At 52.8% G+C, this 18,726-nt stretch carries 14 protein-coding genes and 1 riboswitch; of the genes, 11 read left to right on the top strand and 3 right to left on the bottom strand.

Annotated elements, in window-relative coordinates; genetic code table 11:
• Window positions 1–117 precede the first annotated feature (117 nt).
• Window positions 118–283, top strand: a riboswitch (FMN riboswitch).
• Window positions 284–476: 193 nt separating this feature from the next.
• The 3 genes from K3T82_RS04960 to K3T82_RS04950 all read left to right on the top strand — a co-directional run bounded on the left by K3T82_RS04960 (window position 477) and on the right by K3T82_RS04950 (window position 2,998).
• Complete coding sequence (locus K3T82_RS04960) at window positions 477–1,349, top strand: ABC transporter permease (RefSeq protein ID WP_220192376.1); 873 nt, start codon at window positions 477–479, stop codon at window positions 1,347–1,349.
• 42 nt (window positions 1,350–1,391) lie between these two features.
• Window positions 1,392–2,399, top strand: coding sequence for an ABC transporter substrate-binding protein (locus K3T82_RS04955; RefSeq protein WP_220192375.1), 1,008 nt, complete (start codon window positions 1,392–1,394; stop codon window positions 2,397–2,399).
• A gap of 248 nt (window positions 2,400–2,647) precedes the next feature.
• A complete protein-coding gene (locus tag K3T82_RS04950; RefSeq protein WP_220192374.1) occupies window positions 2,648–2,998 on the top strand; it encodes a hypothetical protein in 351 nt (116 codons plus the stop codon).
• An 81-nt stretch (window positions 2,999–3,079) separates the two neighbouring features.
• Here the strand turns inward: K3T82_RS04950 and K3T82_RS04945 are convergent, their stop codons facing one another.
• The gene (locus K3T82_RS04945) at window positions 3,080–5,146 is read right to left on the bottom strand and encodes a serine/threonine-protein kinase (protein WP_220192373.1); all 2,067 of its coding nucleotides are present in this window, start codon (window positions 5,144–5,146) and stop codon (window positions 3,080–3,082) included.
• A 419-nt stretch (window positions 5,147–5,565) separates the two neighbouring features.
• Window positions 5,566–7,557 (bottom strand): serine/threonine protein kinase, encoded by a 1,992-nt coding sequence (locus tag K3T82_RS04940; protein ID WP_220192372.1) that lies wholly within the window; start codon window positions 7,555–7,557, stop codon window positions 5,566–5,568.
• Window positions 7,558–8,327: 770 nt separating this feature from the next.
• On the opposite strand from K3T82_RS04940, the gene argC reads away from it, so the two are divergent.
• From argC to hisF, 8 genes are all read left to right on the top strand, one after another.
• On the top strand, window positions 8,328–9,398 hold the full coding sequence (gene argC, locus K3T82_RS04935; RefSeq protein WP_220192371.1) for an N-acetyl-gamma-glutamyl-phosphate reductase: 1,071 nt from the start codon (window positions 8,328–8,330) through the stop codon (window positions 9,396–9,398).
• Between the two features lie 86 nt (window positions 9,399–9,484).
• On the top strand, window positions 9,485–10,354 hold the full coding sequence (gene argB, locus K3T82_RS04930; RefSeq protein WP_220192370.1) for an acetylglutamate kinase: 870 nt from the start codon (window positions 9,485–9,487) through the stop codon (window positions 10,352–10,354).
• Between the two features lie 291 nt (window positions 10,355–10,645).
• Window positions 10,646–12,175 carry a histidine--tRNA ligase gene (gene hisS / locus K3T82_RS04925; protein WP_220192369.1) on the top strand — a complete coding sequence of 510 codons (1,530 nt, stop codon included), beginning with the start codon at window positions 10,646–10,648 and terminating at the stop codon, window positions 12,173–12,175.
• A gap of 58 nt (window positions 12,176–12,233) precedes the next feature.
• Complete coding sequence (hisG, locus tag K3T82_RS04920; protein ID WP_220192368.1) at window positions 12,234–13,250, top strand: ATP phosphoribosyltransferase; 1,017 nt, start codon at window positions 12,234–12,236, stop codon at window positions 13,248–13,250.
• Window positions 13,247–15,586, top strand: a complete 2,340-nt coding sequence (locus K3T82_RS04915) for an HAD family hydrolase (protein WP_220192367.1) — start codon at window positions 13,247–13,249, stop codon at window positions 15,584–15,586. The genes hisG and K3T82_RS04915 overlap by 4 nt, the downstream gene beginning before the upstream one ends.
• 23 nt (window positions 15,587–15,609) lie before the next feature.
• Window positions 15,610–16,221: an imidazole glycerol phosphate synthase subunit HisH gene (gene hisH / locus K3T82_RS04910; protein ID WP_220192366.1), complete on the top strand. Its 612-nt coding sequence runs from the start codon at window positions 15,610–15,612 to the stop codon at window positions 16,219–16,221.
• Window positions 16,218–16,943: a 1-(5-phosphoribosyl)-5-[(5-phosphoribosylamino)methylideneamino]imidazole-4-carboxamide isomerase gene (gene hisA / locus K3T82_RS04905; RefSeq protein ID WP_220192365.1), complete on the top strand. Its 726-nt coding sequence runs from the start codon at window positions 16,218–16,220 to the stop codon at window positions 16,941–16,943. Before hisH ends, hisA begins: the two co-directional genes overlap by 4 nt.
• A 5-nt stretch (window positions 16,944–16,948) precedes the next feature.
• Entirely contained in the window at window positions 16,949–17,716 is a 768-nt protein-coding gene (hisF, locus tag K3T82_RS04900) for an imidazole glycerol phosphate synthase subunit HisF (RefSeq protein ID WP_220192364.1), read from the top strand.
• A 67-nt stretch (window positions 17,717–17,783) separates the two neighbouring features.
• On the opposite strand, the gene K3T82_RS04895 is transcribed toward hisF, so the two are convergent.
• A complete protein-coding gene (locus K3T82_RS04895; RefSeq protein WP_220192363.1) occupies window positions 17,784–18,641 on the bottom strand; it encodes a PHP domain-containing protein in 858 nt (285 codons plus the stop codon).
• Between the last annotated feature and the right edge of the window lie 85 nt (window positions 18,642–18,726).

The raw sequence follows: 18,726 nt of genomic DNA, 5'->3' as shown, positions 1-18,726 counted from the left end.
AAGATGCCTAAGTGTGCGTGGGTAGCTGACACATGTTGGTTATCTACGCATTTTTCTTTGGAAGATCCGTCATATACTCCTTGCGTATCGCGCGTGCATATGACATACTAAGAGAAATAAGACCTTCGGGGCAGGGTGCAATTCCCGACCGGCGGTGTTGCCTTGCATGGGACCTCCTTCCAGGGACCAGAGGCAGAGCCCGCGAGTCCACAAGTCTGGCTTGTGTGATTGATTCGGTGTAAATCCGAAGCCGACGGTATAGTCCGGATGGGAGAAGGTTTATATGTGGACCACTGCATGCTCGTCAGCATCGTGAAGCGATGGGGCGAGTCGCGTAGTTACGCACGATGCGAACGCTGCGGACTACTACTTCATGGTCTCTATTGCTCTCCCTCAAAGCCTCCCCGAGTCAGTTAATTGGTGGATTCCCTATTGTCAGTTCCACCAGTAGAGCTTACCGAGGGATGTTAATGAGCATGACAACTTCAACGCACCGGCATCATGAGCCTTCAATGGCGATGCCAGCGCACCTCAACCCAAGCGAGCATGTGACTGCTCGCTCTCCACGTCGCCACGCCGAGACGAATCAGCGTAGGTTGACCTGGTCGCTTTCCGTGGCACCTCCTGTGCTTGTGGCTATCATCTTGCTGATTGGTTGGTATGTAAGCACAACATCCGGATATGTCAATGCATTGTTCCTGCCTGCGCCTGCTGATGTTCTCCAGAGTTTGAGTGATGGTATAAGTTCAGGGATCTACTTGAATAACCTGCTAGTTACGCTAGAGGAGAGTTTAATTGGTTTCTTTCTAGCGCTAGTGATCGCGATACCCCTGGGATATGGATTAAGCAAATCACGCGTGTTAGCGGCGGCTATTCATCCATACCTGGCGGCTGGACAGGCGATACCTGTGATGGTAATCGCGCCATTGTTAGTACTTTGGCTAGGATATGGCTGGGTACCTAATATGTATGTCTGCACCCTGGTTGTCTTCTTTCCTATGGTCGTCAATACCGTCCTGGGCATTCAAGTCATTGATCGTGCTCTAACGGATGCGGCGCGTGTGGAAGGGGCTTCGGGATGGTCGCTGTTTGCCTACATCGAGTTTCCGCTAGCGCTACCTTCGATTATCGCGGGTGTGCGGACAGGGCTGACGCTTTCGATTGTAGGAGCAATGGTAGGTGAGTTTGTGCAAGGCGGTGATGCAGGATTAGGATCACTGCTGCTGGTAGCGAAGAATCAGTATAATACGCCATTGATGTTCGCGACTCTCTTTGTTCTGGCTGTGTTAGCCATTGTGTTCTATGGAAGTACATGGCTGCTGAGTAAGATAGCGAATGCCATTTACTAGGTTCACTATTGTGACTAGATGTTAAGAATGGAGTCACCATCGATGTCGTTGCGCCATCGTTCTGTGCTTACGCTTTCGCTTAGCACTTTTATGCTGCTTAGTATGCTATTGATGACCGCGTGTGGAGGTTCGACTGGTACAACCTCGAACTCCTCTGGGAGCAAGTCCATCTCGATTGGGTTAGGTTATGTGCCTGATATTCAATTCGCCCCTTTTTATGTGGCGAAATCAAAGGGTTACTATAGTCAGGCGGGCCTTAATGTCACCTTTAATCATGGGGTAGTGACGGACCTGATCGGATCGATGTTAGCGGGAAAGAATACCTTTGTCTTCGCTGGTGGCGATGAACTGCTCTCAGCGCGCAATAGCAATAAGCAGATCAAGGCCATTGACGTATCCACCATCTTCCAAAAGTATCCAGCGAGTTTGATTATGCCTGCTGACTCGCCGATTAAGAACATAAATGACCTCAAGGGGCATACCATTGGAGTGCCTGGCCCTTACGGGTCCACGTATACTGCGTTACTGGCATTTCTATATAAAGCGCATCTGACCACCTCAGACGTAAAGATTCAGTCGATTGGCTATACACAAGTGCCTGCCCTATTGGCGCGTCGAGTCGACGCAGTCATGGGTTATGCCAATAATGAACCATTGCAATTGGAGAAAAAGGGTCTGCATGTACGAACCTTTGCCGTCTCCGATTACCAACCACTAGTCTCAAATGGGATCATCGCGCCCGAGGAGACGTACCAGAAGCAGCCAGAGATGGTGCGCGCTTTTGTACAGGCCACACTTAAGGGATTGCATGATGTTATCGCGAACCCTGACGAGGCGGTACAAACGAGCAAGGGCTATATTCCGGGGATGAATCAAGAGCAAGCGCGCGATGTGCTTAATGCGACCATTCCCTTCTGGCAGGGCAATGGCAAGCCTGGTTATAACGACGAGGCTACCTGGCAAGCGATGGAGCAGTTTATGGTGGCACAGAAGATGATCGAGCCGGTTTCTGATCTTGCGCAAGTGTACACCAATAAGACGGTTGCATAGGGGAGACTGGTTGTTTAGTAGGAGCAAGAAGAGTGCTTTTTAAGGATATATAGCACTCTTCTTGCCCCTACTCTTTTAATACTATGGAACCTACGTTTCGGGATAGGCGGTGGTGAGATAAAAGGACCGTTAGTAGGTAGAGGCATTGCGCAATACAGGTTCGATAGTGTATAACGGCAGTGGAGATAGCTATTTTTCGTCTGACTATCTTCAGGTAGGAACAACCATAGCTGATAGCGAGGACACCGATGACGCAAAACTCTGACCGATGCAGCCAGCTCCGCAAGTTTCATGAGTACCTCACCAATGAAGTCAAGGCGTTACGCGAGAACCTTCAGCGTGCGCAGCAGGAAGGCGTAAGCACCTCCGCCGAATCTCTCAAGATTCTTCGAAGTCTCCAAGCCGCTTTGAGTAAAGTCACACGAGAATTGCAGGAGTGTCCTCCTGTAACAGCTGAGGTGAGGAGTCAGGAACAGGAGGCGTCATCATTGGTGCGCCAAGCAAAGTCGACTCTTCCCGAGCACCGTGTGCGTAATTGGTTTCCCGATTCGGTGCGACGTGATGATGAGGAGAGTATCATAGATACGATAGAAATGTAATTGATTGAGTGCAGAAGATAACAGAGAAGAGGCGCATCCTATGGGAAAGATAGGGTGCGCCTCTTCTCTATGAAGAGTAGTTTATAAGGCGAAGATCTGGAAATTCTTGATTGTGATATGGGAACCAGCGGGAATGAGGATGCCTATCATGGGTTGGGTAGGGACGCCATTACCCGCACTACCCCAGTTAGTGCCATCAACGAAGTAGGTGTAAGATTCCCCTTGAACTCTGACATTGATGGTATGTTTGCCATTGGCATTGCCTATCCCAGGGCCATTTGCCAGTGGTGATCCTTGAATATTCCATGAGGTATCGTAAGTGTCGCTGTGCCAACTGGCGTCCGCGAGCATCAGGACGTTATTCTGGTTTGTATCGGGCAAGGTGCGGTACACAATACCATATTCGCCACTGGTCTGAACTGTCTCAATCTGGATGACGTAGTCGTTAGGAAGCGACTGGTTCTTGGGCAGCCCGGTTAGCAGGAGTACGCCTGTCCCGCCTGAACTGCTAACATCCACATTGTTATCATTGCATTTTATGCTGGCATTCGTGACTTTCCAGGTGCCACCTTGTTTGTCGCACTGAGTCCCTGGCAGGTCTGTTCCATAGATGAGGCTGCCAGCTGGAACCTTGGCGCCCGGTAATGAGAGTGACTTCGGTGTAGGCGTTACCTGTGGTGTGCTCTTTGTATCATGATTTGTACTGGGTGTCGTTGTTGGCGTAGCCCCGCGAGCTTCGTTCTGGTTTTGCGTGACATAGCGATAGGTGGCAAATGAGCCAACGATGAGCAACAGGACCACAAGAGCGCTGAGCAGCGCGAGCGCCGGTATCTGGCGTTTGACGCGAGGTGCAGGCGGAGGTGTTGGCTGCCAAGGCGTTGTTTGTGGTGCGAAGGGCGGATGATTGACGGGCGTTCCGGCACCTGTTGCTTGTCCATGCTGTTGAGGGAAAGCAGGTGTCGGTTGATAAATTGGTTGTGGCGGTGGTGCGGTCTCAAGCCTTGGTGGGATAGGAGGGGCTGCTTCATCGCGTTTAGCTTCGACATGGGCGACGATACGTGATGAGGCATCTGTAGATCCACTATAGATACTAGTGGGCTTATCCTCCAGGTGTGTGACATCCTCACTCCCAAGAATGAGTTGGGGGTGCTGGACCTCAAACGGTTTATTTGTTTCTGGCTGTTGCCTGGGTGGATAGACCTCCATGATGGTATGAGCATCGGCGAGGTTCGAGACCACTGGGGCTTCCACCCGATTCGGTGATGCGGAAATGAGTGAGGCTTTGAGGGCGCGAGCAAGCTCACCTGCGCTGTTGTGGCGTTGCTCAGGATCTTTCGCGAGTGCCTTCATCACAATGGCCTCGGTTTCAGGTGAGATCCGGGGATTAAGTTTCGCTAGCGAGGGTGGTGCCTCAAGTGTATGCTTGATCGCGATGGCGACCGGTGACGTACCCGAGAAGGGGACCTGCCCACCCAACATTTGATAGATCATCACTCCAAGCGAATAGATATCAGTGTGATGATCGACAGGTTTGCCTGTACCCTGCTCAGGGGAGAGATATTCAGGAGTTCCCACGATGGTACCTGCACTGGTCAGGCCTTCTTGGCTTGAGCGTCCTTTGATGCCGCTCTCGCGTAAATCACGCACTACCTTAGCCAGGCCGAAGTCGGCGAGGAGTGCTCGACCATCGGCGTGGAAGAGGATGTTCGCAGGTTTGAGATCGCGGTGGACAATGCCCTGTGCATGAGCGGTATCAAGCGCATCAGCGGCTTGCTCTACAATGCGTACGGTATCTTCCAGAGAGAGGACACCTTGCTTCTCCAGCATCTCACGCAATGTGCCGCCAGTGACATAGGGCATAACAAGATAAGCCATATCTTCCTGTTCACCGTACTCATAGAGTGGCAGGATATTGATATGGTCGAGAGCTGCGATGGCATCGGCCTCACGACGAAAGCGGGCGAGGAATTCGTCTCGAGGTCGTTTATCCATCATAGTATGAGGTAGAAGGACCTTGACTGCAACGGTGCGTCGTGGACGAGTCTGCTGCGCCAGGTACACGGCACCCATTCCACCTCGTCCAATAAGACGCCGGAGCGTACATGTTCCGAGCGTTTGCCCTATTAGCTCATTGGTATCTAAGATCACGCTCGTCTATCCTCTCACAGAAAATAAGTGTATCGCGTTTTGTAGTAACTTATCTGGTAAGAATTTCTTTTGTTTGGGAATCAAGGTAAAGTCTTATTGTTAACTTAACGATTATTTCTTCGGTAATACCATCCGCAACCGGAGTGTCAGGTAGAGATCTAGCATTCTGTGCATACCCTACTACTATAACCGCTTCTACCCTGAAAAGCCAGAAGAGTAGGGAAGAAGTACGGACGCACGAGAAGGGCTGACACCTGCGACGTATTCGCTCCTCATTATAATATATGTCAGCAGATAAGAAAAGTTCCTCGTGAACTGACTTCTGTGCTTAGGATGTAGAGATGCCCTCTATAAAATAGTACGGATTAATGATATTTTTCGATGCTACCCCTATTGATCCGATCTCTTCAGGCCCGCTTTTAGGGGCGGTACAGTGCGAATTGACTGACAGAAATACTGCCACCTGTATCAACTGCAATACCAGCAGTACCAATAGAGTAGCTGTTATTGGTAGTACTCCCAATCTTGTGACCATCGACGTAGAAGCTAAAGGTCTGCCCATTAGCGATGACAGCGAGCTTGAGCGAGGTATGGGAGCCTGGTAGGCTTCCGCCTGTCAAGATTGAGGGTGCGCCTGTTGTGTTGTCATAAACGTACGCATTCCAGGTGCCATTAGGGTGGATCAGGAGTGTGTAGACACCTTGCTGGTTACCGGGTTGATTACGGAAGTAGAGGCCAAAATCACTGGTCGAGCCGCCCTGCTGTTGGAGTTGAGCCTCGATGACATAATTAGTGCCATAATTCTGTCCATGCACTTGAGTCAAGAATGTCCCTTGCAGTTGCGCGCCTGAGGTTGTATTGCGAAGTATGGTGCTCTTGCTAGAGCAACTGGTGCTAATACCATTGTAATCGTCCCAGGTACCGCCGTTGGAATCACAGGATTGCCCCACTTGGTTTGTCTGGTATAAACGCTCGCCATAAGGCGTCTGCGTAGCTGGGGGCCGGGTTGGAGTCGCAGTCGCGGCAGGCGTGGTGGTTGTGGCATAGGTAGCGGTTGCTCCTATTGTTGTGGTAGCAGTCGGACTCGTGTCGGGAGTTGGTGTCGCACTCGCGTTTTTTGCGAGCTGCTGCCCAATGGCGACGCCACCTACTAGCAGAAGCGCCGCGAACAGGACTGTCGCGACGAGCCACCAGGATTGCCTGCGCGGGGGCTGTGGTCCTTGTGGCGGCACAGGATAAGGTGTCTGGTAGGGAGGAGGTGGCGCGTAGGCATTTGGTTGCGAAGGTAGACTCGCAGGAGTTTGATAAGGTGGATTTGTGCTTGGCGCGCTTGCCCAGCTCGTAGGAGCTGTCTGCTGATTTTGTTGCGATATGGGTAAGCTGGTGGGCGTAAGGTCATGGGTAGGCGCCTCAGTAGGTGTCGCCCCTGCTGAAGGGATTGGATAGGGTGCTGGTTGGGCAGGCGTTGTGGGCGCGATGTCATTTCTATTGGACGAGCGAAGCGTGGGCGGCTCATTTCGATCCGCATCTGTGCTGAAATAGGTTCCTGTGGCTACTCGTTGCAGATCTTGCATGAGGGCCAGGGCTGTGTCATAGCGCTCCTCTTTTTGCTTGGCGGTTGCCTTCTGGAGTACATCATCAATTCCCTGAGGTAGGTCAGGACGCAACTGGTGAAATGAGGGAAGTGGCTCCTGGACATGGCTGATTGCCAGCGCGTAGAGATTAGTGCCGATAAAGGGGAGGCGTCCGCTCAATAATTGGTAGAGCACAATACCGAACTCGTAGATATCGGCTCGATGATCGACCTCTCGACCCTGGACCATCTCGGGGGCCATATATTCAGGAGTTCCAGGCAATATACCTGTTGAAGTCAGCGTTGGAGTCGCGGCTGTTTGACCTTCAAGGATACGAGCGATGCCAAAGTCCGCCAGGACCAGGCGACCATCAGTATGCAGCAAGAAATTGGAGGGCTTAAGATCGCGATGCAGAATACCATGGGTATGGGCATAATCCAGACCCGAAGCGATTTGTGCTCCATAGTTTAGGGTTTCAGTAAGCGAGAGTCTGCCCTGCCCCGCAAGCCGTTCTCGCAAGCTACCGCCACTAAAGTAGGGCATCACGAGGTAGGCCAGTTGTTCGTCTTCTTGCTCCCCGTACTCGTAAATGGGCGTGATATTAATGTGCTCCAGGCGCGCGATAACATCAGCCTCGCGCCGGAATCTCTGTAAAAATTCCTCAAAGTGGTGCGAGCCAGCGGCAATGCTGGGTTTCAAAATCTTGACTGCTACTTTGCGTGAGGGTCGTTGTTGTTGTGCAAGGTAGACAGCCCCCATGCCGCCCTGTCCTAGCAAACGTTCAAGCGTGCAGTTTCCCAGTGTTTTTCCTACGAAATTATCAACATGCTCTGGCATAGGTTCCCGTGGTACCCCCTAAGTGTATATATAATTGAGCGTATGTGAGGTGGCGTAACGATATGCTTGCTCAAATAGAAGTAAGAAGGTGGATGTGATGAACTATACACTCTGTAATGATGGCTTCTATAAATTGATGTTGCTAAAGTGGTATATGCCCTTTCCTATTGTATGCTATGATGATTATGAGAGCAAGTACTGAGCTTTTTGGACATCATCGGCACATGCCATATGGTTATTTGTACTATTCTTACAGGACATATCCAGCTAAAGATCCTAAAAGTCCGGCACTTCTGTTGACAGCAATGACCCTGGCTGTTATCCTTGATCGTGATAGAATATAAAACGAAGATATTCGTAGTCCGGTTCATTTTTGCCCGCGAAGACCGGGAGAAGTACGAGTGGCTGACCCAAACAGCGATCCGACGGAATGGTGTAAGGTCGGAATGGAGGAGCTCTCGGAACGCGCCCGCGAGCGGTTGGCCGAAGAAAATGTTCGTTCGAAATCTGCCTGAAAGGTTGATGCGAGCGTAGATAAGTAGGCCGGGTGTGTGACTCGCACGCAGCGAATGGGTCATAATAAGTGGTCTTTCTTCTTTCCCTACATACAATGTGGTAGTAAAGCATGTTTTAAAGGCGTAGCTTCGTAAGGGGAAAGGCAAGCTGGGTGGCACCGCGGGAGCCAAGCTGTAGCTCTCGTCCCTGTAAAGACATGGGATGAGAGTTTTTTTATTGGCTAATGATACATCTTTTCTCTTGGGGGCCTGTTTATGATCTCTGTTGCTATTATTAACGTAACCAGTTATACCGGCTTGGAACTTTTGCGCCTGCTTGCGCAGCATCCACACTTGCGCGTGACCTCTGTGACCGCCCGCAGCCTGGCTGGTCAGACATTGGGTGAAGTATTCCCGCAATTATATGCACTTCCTTCCTTTACCACGGCTATTGACCCTATGATGGTGATTGCTGAAGAGCCTGCTCCAAGCGATCTGGCCTTTGTGTGTCTGCCGCATGCGGCGGCGGCTGAGGCTGTGGCACAATTGCTTGAACGGGGAACAAAGGTTGTTGATCTCTCCGCTGATTTTCGTTTGCGTGATGTCGCCGAGTATGAACAGTGGTATCAACACACGCATCCTGTTCCCGCATTGCTTGAGAGTGCTGTGTTTGGATTGAGTGAGTGCTATCCTAATCAGATCGCGGGCGCGCGTCTGGTGGCGAATCCTGGCTGTCATTCGACGACGGCGATTCTTGGATTGTTACCGGCCTTTGCTCGAGGCATCGTTGAGCCAGATGTGATTATTGACAGCAAGTCGGGTATTAGTGGCGCCGGGAGAAGCCTGAAACTAGGGAACCTGTATTCTGAGGTGAACGAGGATGTAAGCGCCTATAGCTTGAATGGGCATCGCCATCTGCCAGAAATCATTCAGGAACTTCAGGCCGTAGCCGCTGACAATGGGCATCCGCAGTCCGCGATACGTGTGACATTTCTTCCCCACCTCATCCCAATGACACGGGGATTGCTGGCGACCTGTTATGCGACATTGACGCCCGAGGCACTAGAGCGGCTAAACTCTTCCAGCATACAAGAACTCTATCGCGCATACTACGCAGGCTCTCCTTTTGTACATATCGTTGAGCAACCACCACATACCAAGTGGGCGTCGGGTAGCAACCATTGCTTTATTTACCCCACGGTTGATACGCGGACGGGACGTTTGATCGTGATTTCCTGTATTGATAACCTGATGAAAGGCGCATCGGGTCAGGCAATTCAGAACGCGAATCTTATGTGTGGTCTGCCTGAAACGGCGGGCCTGCCCGTTCTGGGCGTCAACCCTTAATGTCTTTTAGCCCAGTTTTGAGGATGCTGTTGTACTTCTCTTGCGTCACCCAGGTATGACGTAGAGCGAGGAGGAACGTTTTAAAAATGACAATTATGTTTGATCGGACACCTGAAGGTGACATTATTAGTGATCAACATCTTATAGCACGTGTATTGAGTGAAGCACTGTCTTATATAAACTACCTTAAAGGCAAAATTCTGGTTTTTAAGCTCGGTGGCAGTATGTTGGAGCACCAGCAAGAGGTCTTGCAGGATATCATCTGGTTGCATCAATTGGGGGCGTTGCCAGTGCTGGTGCATGGTGGTGGCCCATATATTAATGAATGGCTAACAAAGCTTAATATCCCGACTCGCTTTCTTGATGGATTACGTGTCACTGACGCAGAGACGCTGGAGGTGGTACGTATGGTGTTGCGGGGGCAGGTCAATCAGCGCCTGGTCTTGATGCTCTCACAAATGGGTGGGAAGGCTATCGGTTTATGTGGTACTGATGGCGATATGGTACAGGCGCACATCGCTGATGAACGCCTGGGCTACGTGGGCGAGGTTGAGTCTGTTGATCCAGCTTCGATACAGGGCTTGCTTGAGCAGGGTTTTATTCCGGTGATCGCGCCGCTGGGGCAAGGGCCAGATGGCACTTGCCTCAATATTAATGCTGACCTGGTCGCGGCACACCTGGCGGGTGCGCTGAACGCGGAGAAGCTGATCTTCTTGAGCAATGTGATTGGCATTTGTCGCGCGGATGGCACGCGTATCTCTGAATTGAGCGATGCGGAGGCGCGTCGCTTGATTGATGAGGGGGTTATCAGCGGGGGAATGATCCCCAAGGTTTCGGCCTGCCTGGATGCGCTAGCGGCTGTACCAAGAGTGCATATCGTAGATGGTCGTGAACCGCATGTGCTCTTACGTGAACTCTGCACAGATCAAGGTGCAGGTACCATGATTATTCGCTAGTAATTATTGTCTCTCGAAGGCGATCAGAAGTAACCCTGACCACCTTCGGTGACGAATTTGTTTTATACTAGAGGCAGATAAATACTGTTTTGTCCCCGTCAGCGTTGACAACCGGGAAGCGAGTTCGTTTCGGGTTCCGCTTACGGGGACATATGTTTATGTGCCGTGCTAAGGAGAACGTCTCATGCGAACCCCAACGCCGCCTGAGTGGCGGCTAGCGCTAGCGCGCTCAGGGGTTCTTGTAAGGAGTATATATTTTTCGGCATTATCAGTGGAGAGGATTCGGTTTTCATGAAGAAGCGCGTTGAGCGATTGCGTGGGATGTACGATCTGCTACCAGATGTCTATCAGCATCAGCAATGGGTGATTGAGAATGTGGGGCAGATGTTGGGGCATGCAGGTTATGCTCATGTTGATTCGCCAGTGCTGGAGCATAGCGATCTCTTTCATGCCAGTTTTGGGCAGGAGCTGTGGCAGAATCTCTATGCATTTCGTATTCATCAACGTGATCTCTGTTTGCGTCCAGAGTATACTGCTTCAATTTGCCGCCTCTACCTCGACCATTATCAGCAGCAAGCGTTACCCCAGCGTTTTCAGTACTCTGGACCGATCTTCCGTTATGAGGCACCCGGGCGCACTCGTTACCGCCAGCATACCCAACTTGGCATTGAGATCTTTGGTGGGCAGCCTGTAGCGGCGGATGCTGAGATGCTACAACTGGCGTGTGAAGTGCTCCATGGTCTGGGGATTAGCGGATATCGCCTGGAATTGGGGCATGTCGGCGTGGCGAGCGGCTTTATCAATCGCTTGCACCTGGATGACCATGCGGCGCGTCTACTGCTGGGTTTGATGGAGCAAATCAGTCGGTCCGAGGATGGCGAGAAATTGGCTCGGGAGCGCCTGGAGACGCTGTATCCCGCCGATCAAGCGTTGAGCAAGGTCGCTTCGGAGGTTTCGCCTACGACGGCTATCACCGGAGTAGACGCGCGCCATATCTCGTCACTATTGAGTGGTATTAGCATCTCTTTTGGCGATGATAGCGTACGACGTGAGGTGGTAGAGCGGTTCTTATGGAAATTGGGGCGTAATGAGCAGCGGAGACAGATCTTGAACGCGCTTGAGTTCTTGCGCGAATTGCACTCCGTTTCCGGTCCCCCACCTTCAGTCTTTGAGGCCGTCGCAGAACTGTTAGAACGCTATGGGCTGGATGTGGAACCGCTTGATGAACTACGCCAACTTGTAGCGATTGTGGAACAATGTGGGGTATCGAGCGAGCAGATTCAGTTGAATCTGGCGCTTGGGCGTGGAGTGAGCTACTATACTGGACTGGTGTTTGAGATCCATGCGCAAGGGGTTGATGGCTCGGACGCTCAACTCTGTGGTGGAGGTCGCTATGATCGCCTGATGCGCGCGGTTGGTAGCCCTCGTGATATTTCAGCCTGTGGTTTCGCCTTTGGAGTTGAGCGCCTGCTGGCACACATCCCATCAGTTAACCTGCCAACAGTTCAGGCCACACAAGCGATTGTAATACCTGTAAGCGCGAATGAGTTACCTTATGCTCTGCGTGTGGCGCGTGTGGCGCGAGAAGCAAATCATCGCGTCGAGGTTGATATTAACGGGCATAGTATTGGAGCAGGATTGAAGCAAGCTGCTAAGAAGCAGATCCCTCTTGCCTTGATTGTGGGAGAGGATGAGGCGGCGCGCAATATGGTGACGGTCCGCGATCTGGAAACGGGTATTGAGCGGCATGTACATTGCGATGAATTGGCAAGCTCGCTGGTATCGGGTTTTGGTGAAGAGCAGAAGGAGCAGTTGGTATGAGTGACCAGGAACGAATACGTTTGGCCTTGCCGGGTAAGGGGCTCTGGAGGCGGCTACAATGTCGTTTCTGGCAGAGTGTGGCCTGAAGGTGAGCCGGAGCAATCCACGGCAATACCTGGCCCGTATCAAAAGTATGCCAGATCTGGAAGTGGTTTTTCAGCGAGCCGCCGATATTCCGGCCCTGGTGCAGAGCGGAGACGCGACACTGGGTATCTCGGGTTATGATATCCTGGCGGAGCATCGAGGCTATGGCGATGACATGGAAGAGGAGGACCATCTGGATGAGGACCTGCTTGTCTTGATGCGAGACCTGGGGTATGGGGCCTGTCGCCTGGTACTTGCTGTGCCCGAAACCTGGATTGATGTGAGTGGTTGCGCCGACCTGTGGCATCTGTCAGGCTATTATCGTACCCATCGTGGGCGCGGCCTGCGTATCGCGACCAAGTATCCTATCCTCACGACTCAATTTCTGCGCCGACACAATATTACTCATTGCAAAATCTTCTCACCTCATGGAGCGCTAGAGGCTGCTCCACTGACCGATACTGCCGACCTGATAGCCGATCTGACCGAGACCGGGACAACCTTACGCGAGAATCACCTGAAACTGCTGGACGACGGTGTTATCCTACGCTCGCAAGCCTGTATGATGGGGAACGCGCGCCTGCTGAAGCAGCATCCTCTCGCCCTCAAATTGACTGAGACTGTACTTGAGCTGATCGATGCGCGGAATCAGGCTCGCAATCGTTCGCTGTTGACCGCTTATATGCGCGGGGAGAGTTTTGACGCGGTACGTGATGCCTGCACTCGTCTGAATCAGCGCTTGAAGGCGACTGGTGCGGGTGTTGAGTTTCGTATGGCGAACTCGGTTCTTGATAGCGAGGTTGCACCCGATCTGTACACGCTTTCGGGCGTGTCGAGCGTTGGTGAGGCCGCGCCCCAATTACTTGAAACCATAGCGGTGCTTCGTCAGGCGGGAGCTATGCATATTAACGTGACGCCTTTGACCTATCGTTTCTCACAGGAATCGGTGAATGTGCGTGCGCTCAGAGAAAGGTTGAAGCGGTTATCTTGAAGAAGCTTATTATCTTTGACCTCGATGGTGTGATTACAAGCGAGGAAATGTATTGGACAACGGCCGGTCTGGTGCTGCACGAATTGCTCTATAGCCCACGCTACTGGAATGTTGATGGTCGGAAGGAATATGTGCTGCCGCGTTCCGTGGAAGAGTGTCGTGCTCTGAGTGAGTCTGTCTTCCCCGAACCGTTGATCCAGGGCTTGAAGGCGCGCGCGGTCAATTCCAACTGGGATACCTGTTACGCTGGCTTCTGTCTCTATTTAATTGATGTGCTGGCGCAACTTCCTAATCGAGATGGCCTCTTCCCCTTGCGCCCCGAAGATCCAACCTGGATTGCGGCCTTCCGCGCTCGCGTGGCGCAGGTAAAACCGGTGGTGAGCCCTGAGCGTCTGCGCCCACTTACCGATCCCCTGCTCGATGGCTATGGAGGCTTTGACCTGCTCGCGCGCTTTGAGGTGCTTGCAAGCGATGTGCTTGGGGAGCGGGTCGAGGATACTCTGGAACACTATAGCCCCTCCTGGAAGCTCTGTCGCGATCTCTTTCAAGAATGGTATCTGGGTGATGTGTTATTTGTCCAGGAGTATGGATATCCGCCTGCCGAGCCTGGGAAATTGGGGTGCGTGCATTTCGAGCAGCCTTTACTGCCTGTGGCAGACTTACGCGCTTCTCTTGAGAATTTGAAGGCCCAGGGTTATACACTGGGCATCTGTACCGGGCGGGGCCGCTTTGAGGCTCTAACACCACTCCAAGACTATGGATTGTTGGAACTCTTCGCCGAGGAACATATTGTCACGCATACCGAGGTCGCGCAGACGGAGCACCTATTGCGCGAGCAGGGCAAGAAAATGACGCTGGCGAAGCCACATCCCTTTCCATTCTTGCGTGCCGCCTTTCCTGAGTATCGGCCTGGAGAACCTCTACCACCGCGTGGTAGCTTTATCGTGGTAGGTGATACCACCAGTGATGTGCGTGGCGCACGCGCGGGTGAGGCCCTCTGTATCGCGGTACGTACGGGCGCGCGCACGGAGGAGGCGCGGATCTTGTTGGAGCGGAGCGGCCCCGATTTTCTGGTAGACAATGTGACCTATGTTCCCACTCAGGTCCTCGAACTTGACGATCTAGCAACCATCCAGCGCCTTCAGTTTAGTGAGCGCGCGAAGGCAGAAACCTTACTTCAGCGCTGGTTTGCCCTGCACATGGATTTGCATGTTGAGAGTGTACGCCTGACGCCTAAAGCTGTCTCATTGAATTCATTTAACGGTTTCTATCAGATTGGCGAAGAAGAATACTTCTTTAAGACCCATGTTGAAGAGCAAGGGGTCCTGGCTGAATACTACAATGCCACCCTGCTGCATGAGGTCGGATATAATGTTGTGCTTCCTGTACGCTCGCTCCGCAAGAGTGGGCAGCAGATGGTCATTTATCCAGTGATTCGCTGGCCAGTGATGTTTGATCTGATGTGCCAGATGGAGATGGGTCAGCCTGCGGAGACTACAATAGATCAGTTGGTGGCTGCTGAGCGCCTGGAATGTGAGCGCCTGCTGCGCATTTATCGCGACACTTTGGCATCAGCGAGTGCAGAGGAGTATGCCGCCGCCCCTATTCATCAGCTCTTCTGGCATCGCCTGACTGGGGGACGCCTGACAAGCTTCTACAAGGACAAGAGCTTGCCGCTCCCGACATCTCCCGAGAGACAGATTCCGTTTGAGCAGATCTGCGCCTATCGCTGGCGGATCAATGGAGTGGAACAGCACCGAACATTAGGTGAGCTGATCACACGTGCTACCGAGGTCTTGCGTCCAGAGCGTGAGTCCATGACCGTCGTAGGGCATGGTGATGCACACTTCGGGAATGTCTTTCTGGAGGAAGGGCATGAGTACCTGTATTTTGACCCCGCCTTTGCTGGTCGCCATTCGCCGCTTCTCGATGTGATCAAGCCGCTATTCCATAATGTCTTCGCGACGTGGATGTATTTCTCCTTTGAGGTTGAACCCAATTGCCATCTCAGCGTGCGTGTAAATGAGAGCGAGCACTGTATCGAAGTTGTGTATGACTTCACGCTGCCATCCGTACGTGAGGCGATCCTGCGTACCAAGCGCGAGTATCTACTTACGCCGCTTCTAGAGTGGTTACGCTCCGTTGGGGCCCTGCCAGACGATTGGCGTGAGATCATGCATTCGGCCCTGCTTTGCTGTCCCTTGTTGACCATCAATCTTTTTGATAGTCAGCGTATGCCGTCACTAATCGGCTGGCTGGGATTGACCTATGCTGTCTACCTGGGGCAGGAAGAGAATAGTGTCATACCGAACTTACAGGCGGTAGAAGTAGAGTGAAGTAGCGTTAGAAGAGGTGTAACATGATTGCCATTATCGACTATGGCGCGGGTAATATCCATAGTATCGCTAAGGCGCTTGAGCATGTTGGTGGGAATGTGCATGTGACGGATGATGCGGCGGCTGTCGCGCGGGCGAGCGCGGTGGTTCTGCCCGGCGTAGGATCGGGCGGCGCGGCTATGGCGCGTATGCGTCAGCAAGGGCTTGATGACGCCATTCGCGAGGCGACGCGGGCGGGTAAGCCTTTCCTGGGCATCTGTCTGGGTATGCAATTGCTGGCAGAGCATCACGATGAGGGCGAGACGGCTGGTCTGGGACTCTTCCCAGGTGAGGTACGCCGTATTCCACATGGCCCCAAAATTCCACATATGGGCTGGAATCAGGTGCGACCATTGCGCGAAGGGCTACCCATCTTCTCGTCTATCCCATCTGACTCGTATTTCTACTTCGCACATTCCTACTATGTAGAGCCACAAGACCAGGGAGGCGTCGCGGCGGTGACCGACTATGGCTCACCCTATTGTACCGTTATCGTAACCGAGCAGGTCTGGGGCACGCAGTTTCATCCAGAGAAGAGCGGAGCCATTGGCTTGCGCTTGCTCCAGAACTTTGTAGATTGGACGAAGCGCTCATGATACTCTTTCCCGCGATTGATATCAAAGATGGCGCTTGCGTGCGCCTGTTCCAGGGCGATTATGCGCAGGTGACAACCTATGACCGTGACCCTGTACGGGTGGCGGAGCGTTGGCAGGAAGCAGGCGCGAGCTGGTTACATGTTGTAGATCTGGATGGGGCCGCGCAGGGACAGCCGGTTATTACCGAATTGGTGCGGCGTATGCGACAGACAACGACACTACAAATTGAGGTTGGTGGTGGCATGCGTTCTCTGGAGCATATCGCGCGCACACTTGACCTGGGAGTGGAGCGTGTCATCCTTGGAACGGTTGTGCTGACGGATCGAGCCTTGTTAGAGGCGGCGCTGGCTCGCTGGGGCGAGCGAATCGCTGTCGGGCTAGACGCGCGCGATGGATATGTGGCTATCTCCGGCTGGCGCGAAACCTCCCAGGTACGCGCGACCGAGCTAGCGACCGAGCTAGCGATCCTGGGTGTTCAACGCTTCATCTATACTGATATCGCGCGCGATGGTGGACTACGTGGCCCTAACCTATCTGCGCTACGTGAGATGCAACAGGCCTCACAGAGCGCCCTGATTGCATCTGGTGGGGTGAGCTCCCTGGCGGACCTGCGGGACCTGGACAAGCTTGGCGTCGAAGGTGCGATTATTGGTAAGGCTATATATACTGGTGATGTTGACCTGGCCCAGGCAATTGTCGAGATAGAGAAGGGAGCAGGCTAAGCATTATGTTAACTAAGCGCATCATCCCCTGCCTCGATGTAGCGAATGGGCGCGTCGTCAAAGGTGTGAACTTCGTCAACCTGCGTGACGCGGGCGATCCTGTGGACCTGGCTGCTTTCTACAATGACGAGGGGGCCGATGAGGTGGTCTTCCTTGATATCACCGCTTCATATGAGCAGCGTGCGACCATGCTTGATGTGGTGAAGCGTACAGCAGAGCGCGTCTTCATTCCTGTGACAGTTGGTGGTGGCATACGGACAGTGGAAGATATTCGCGCCACATTGGGAGCAGGAGCCGATAAGACCTCGCTCAACACAGCGGCGGTCCAACATCCCGAGATCCTACGCGCAGGTGCTGAACAATTCGGCGCGCAATGCATTGTTCTGGCAATCGATGCTCGCTCCAATCCCGCGCTTCCCAGTGGCTATGAGGTCTTTGTGCATGGTGGGCGCACGCCAACTGGCAAGGATGCTCTGGAGTGGGCGCAGTATGGCGTGGAATTGGGCGCGGGTGAGATTCTACTGACCAGTATGGATCGCGACGGTACGAAGCAGGGCTATGACCTGGAACTGACGCGCAGGATTTCTACAGCTGTCAGTGTGCCCGTGATTGCCTCTGGTGGCGTTGGCACCCTTGAGCATCTTTATGAGGGTCTGACCGAGGGGGGCGCGGACGCGGTGCTAGCCGCCTCAATCTTCCATTTTGGCGAGCACCGTGTACGTGAGGCGAAGGCGTATTTGCAGGAGCGCCAGGTCGTTGTACGCCCAGCATAGCGCTATTATCCTTGCGTATTCCCCAGCCTTACGTTTCAAGGCTGGGGAATAGTTTTGCGTGTTTATCTCAATGTACCTGAATACCCAGACGCTCAAGCAGGGCCCGGCTGTAGCTGGCTGGATATTTGATCGGTTTTCTATTTGGTCCATGAGAGTCTGAGCCTGAACTGGTGAGCAAGTGATGCTTCTGGGCATATGCCAGGAACATGGCAGTCTGTTCTGGAGTGTGAGTTGTGTAGTGTGCCTCTAGCCCATCAATGGGAACCTCTGCACGAAATTGATCAAGAGTTGGCTCGTCAAAGATGGCCCATGGCTCTCCACGTCCTGGGTGAGCCAGGATGGCGATGGCATCGCTCCGATGTGCCGCTTCCACAATCCTAGTGGCGTCATGCGTAGCGAAGTGAAAGCCAGTTTCATCCAGCAATCTGTAGGGCGTTTCAGGATCTGTGGCATAGCCATGCTTTTCTAAGAGGTCAATGATATCGTCCATCGTGCGAACTTTGCCCTGATTGTGAGCTAGTACCTCTTTTTGATGAGGAAAGGAGAAGCCCTGTCGCTGAAGACTTTGATAGGCCTGGCGTATGTTGTCCTGCTGCCTGGTTGTGATCTGTTCCGCGATGGCTTGAAGCTCATTGTGGGCTGGATCGAAGCCATAACAGAGGATGTCGACAAATTGCCCGCGCCAGAGCCCACTCATCTCCGCTGCCGCGAGAACCGGCAGGTTCCTCTCGTGTCCAAGTTGCTGTAAGCGCGCGGTTGAAACCGTCCCTTCATGGTCTGTAATGGCGACAAGCCCGAAGCGCTCGTTCGCTAGATAATCGATAAGTTGCTCAGGCGTCCATTTGCCATCACTAAAAGTGGTATGCATTTGCAGGTCTATTGCATCGCCAGGTGCAAGCCGCAAGCCGTGAGTAAGCGTATCCATTGCCAAATCCTTTCGGGAAACGATTCATTGACTTTATAGCCATGCAAAATAGAGTTGATATGTATCTATGTAGACGCTGAGCTTA

Source organism: Ktedonospora formicarum (assembly GCF_016587355.1).
Taxonomy (GTDB): domain Bacteria; phylum Chloroflexota; class Ktedonobacteria; order Ktedonobacterales; family Ktedonobacteraceae; genus Ktedonobacter; species Ktedonobacter formicarum.
This window is presented reverse-complemented; position numbering and strand designations above follow the sequence as displayed.

Excerpts from the sequence above, each read along its gene's own strand:
- argC (WP_220192371.1), top strand. The coding sequence starts at position 8,328 with ATGATCTCTGTTGCTATTATTAACGTAACCAGTTATACCGGCTTGGAA.
- K3T82_RS04955 (WP_220192375.1), top strand. The coding sequence starts at position 1,392 with ATGTCGTTGCGCCATCGTTCTGTGCTTACGCTTTCGCTTAGCACTTTT.
- hisH (WP_220192366.1), top strand. The coding sequence starts at position 15,610 with ATGATTGCCATTATCGACTATGGCGCGGGTAATATCCATAGTATCGCT.
- hisG (WP_220192368.1), top strand. The coding sequence starts at position 12,234 with ATGTCGTTTCTGGCAGAGTGTGGCCTGAAGGTGAGCCGGAGCAATCCA.
- argB (WP_220192370.1), top strand. The coding sequence starts at position 9,485 with ATGACAATTATGTTTGATCGGACACCTGAAGGTGACATTATTAGTGAT.
- K3T82_RS04960 (WP_220192376.1), top strand. The coding sequence starts at position 477 with ATGACAACTTCAACGCACCGGCATCATGAGCCTTCAATGGCGATGCCA.
- hisF (WP_220192364.1), top strand. The coding sequence starts at position 16,949 with ATGTTAACTAAGCGCATCATCCCCTGCCTCGATGTAGCGAATGGGCGC.
- hisA (WP_220192365.1), top strand. The coding sequence starts at position 16,218 with ATGATACTCTTTCCCGCGATTGATATCAAAGATGGCGCTTGCGTGCGC.
- K3T82_RS04895 (WP_220192363.1), bottom strand. The coding sequence starts at position 18,641 with ATGGATACGCTTACTCACGGCTTGCGGCTTGCACCTGGCGATGCAATA.
- K3T82_RS04950 (WP_220192374.1), top strand. The coding sequence starts at position 2,648 with ATGACGCAAAACTCTGACCGATGCAGCCAGCTCCGCAAGTTTCATGAG.
- K3T82_RS04940 (WP_220192372.1), bottom strand. The coding sequence starts at position 7,557 with ATGCCAGAGCATGTTGATAATTTCGTAGGAAAAACACTGGGAAACTGC.
- hisS (WP_220192369.1), top strand. The coding sequence starts at position 10,646 with ATGAAGAAGCGCGTTGAGCGATTGCGTGGGATGTACGATCTGCTACCA.